This is a genomic window from Nostoc sp. UCD121, assembly GCF_014222285.1.
Taxonomy (GTDB): Bacteria; Cyanobacteriota; Cyanobacteriia; order Cyanobacteriales; family Nostocaceae; genus Nostoc.
Map to the genome: position 1 here is coordinate 1 of NZ_JACKZS010000533.1, position 438 is coordinate 438.

Annotated in this window: 1 protein-coding gene; it reads right to left on the minus strand. The window is 44.5% G+C overall.

Going from position 1 to position 438, the window contains the following annotated elements:
- A partial coding sequence (locus GNF10_RS37350; RefSeq protein WP_311774272.1) for a PA14 domain-containing protein occupies positions 1 to 425 on the minus strand: 425 nt, incomplete at its 3' end.
- Positions 426 to 438: the final 13 nt, after the last annotated feature.

The following is a 438-nucleotide window of genomic DNA, read 5'->3' on the forward strand; positions in this document are numbered from 1 at the left end:
TAGAAGTTGTAAGTCTCGCTGTACTTAGCTTGTACCTGACCTGTCCAACGTGCTGAGAAGGTATCTGGAGCAATGGTCGGATCTGGAGAACCAAGACCCCAGTCAAAGTTCACCGTCGCATCTGTACGGCTTTGCTTTAGGTTGGTAAAGTCGATGTTGTCGTAGTACTCTGCTTTGAGTCCGTTGCCATTACCAATAATAGGTACGTTGCTCTGACTATAAAGTTGTGACTGGGGAATGATTTCTTTGGTCTGGGTAGCACTTGACCAAGCCAGTTTGGAAACGGCAGTGACAGTATTTTCGAAGTATTCAAGCTTAATATCGTACTTCTGACCTGCAACCAAAGCGATTGAGCCAGTGTTTTCTGTAGGTGATTGATTGACAAACTTATTAATGATTTGCTGACCATTTACCCAGAGTCGCACACCATCATCGCTA